The 1,154-nt window shown below is 64.9% G+C and carries 2 protein-coding genes; one reads left to right on the forward strand and one right to left on the reverse strand.

All coding sequences use genetic code 11. From position 1 onward, the window contains the following. A partial coding sequence (locus GSQ79_RS21110; RefSeq protein WP_158810765.1) for a PAS domain-containing protein occupies positions 1-385 on the reverse strand: 385 nt, incomplete at its 3' end. A gap of 335 nt (positions 386-720) precedes the next feature. Here GSQ79_RS21110 and GSQ79_RS21115 point away from each other — a divergent pair. After that, positions 721-1,154: hypothetical protein (locus GSQ79_RS21115; protein ID WP_158810766.1), on the forward strand; the 434-nt coding region annotated here is incomplete at its 3' end.

Below are 1,154 nucleotides of genomic sequence, written 5' to 3' on the forward strand. Positions count from 1 at the left end.
GCCTCCGCCGCGCCGTCACGATCTCGTCGATGTCGAGGGCCGTTCCAAGCCACTCCCCCCCTCTCCCGCCGCGGACCACCGGGGCCATGATCAGCTTGTGCCATCGGTAGACGCCGTCGCGGCGCAGCAGGCGCCCCTCCGCCGCGAAGACCGTGCCCGACTCGAGGGCGGCCCGCCAGGCCGCCTCCATCTGCGGCGCGTCGTCGGGGTGGTTGCGGGACACCCGCGCATCGCGGTCGGGACCGATGTCGCCGTAGAACGCGTCGAACTGTCCGTTCGCGTAGGAGCACAGGCCCGTTTCGGACTGCATGACCCAGACCATCTGAGGCAGGGAGTCCGCGAGCATCCGGTATCGGCTGTCGCTTGCATCGTCGTCGCGGACCATTCGGCAGTTCCTCGAGCCTCGGGCGCCACCAGGCGGGACCGTCGGAGGGGCCGTGCGCGTCGACGATCGGTCCGGCCCGGCAAGACGACAGTGCGGTGGATTGATGAAGTTTGTGGAAATCGCCGGGCCGCATTTCAAAGTCGACACTAGTTCACCCAATAACCTTTCTTGCAACAAGTATACGTTTTTATTATATGTGTCTTTCCGGGACATATCGATCCGGATTTGTAAACTGTGTTCTGTGGATGGCCCCCTCTTTTGGTGTCGATTAGTCAATAATTGGCAGATGTTCAGTTATTCGGTGTTCAGACCAAGTGCCGGATCGGAGGATACTGATGTCATCTATAATCGAGGAAGACGCGACCGGGGCCGAGACGCGTCCCGCGTCGTCAGAGGATCGTGAGGAGGTAGGCGGTGCCGACCGCGCCGATCAGGCATCCGATGAAGCCGAGGATGAAGGGCCAAACGCTCAAGCGCTTCCCCACGAATCCATGGATCAGGCCCGGTACGCCGGCGAGAAGCAGCACCGGGAAGACGAGCGCGCCTATTGGTGGCGGTCGTCGGTGATCTCCGCGGTCGCCGTCGTCGTCGCCGCGGTCGCGACCGTCTTCGCTTGGCGGGCCTTCGGGGAGGCTCGCCTGCAGGCGGACGCCGCAGTCGCCGCGAACCGCGCGTGGCTCTCCTTCGAGGTCGCGGCCGACGGCGGCCTGACCTGGCGCGACGGCCTTGCGGACGTCGCGATCACCGGCACCGTCTTCAACCTCGGCCG

Origin of the sequence: Beijerinckia sp. L45, from assembly GCF_009765775.1 — a bacterium.
Taxonomy (GTDB): Bacteria; Pseudomonadota; Alphaproteobacteria; order Rhizobiales; family Beijerinckiaceae; genus RH-AL1.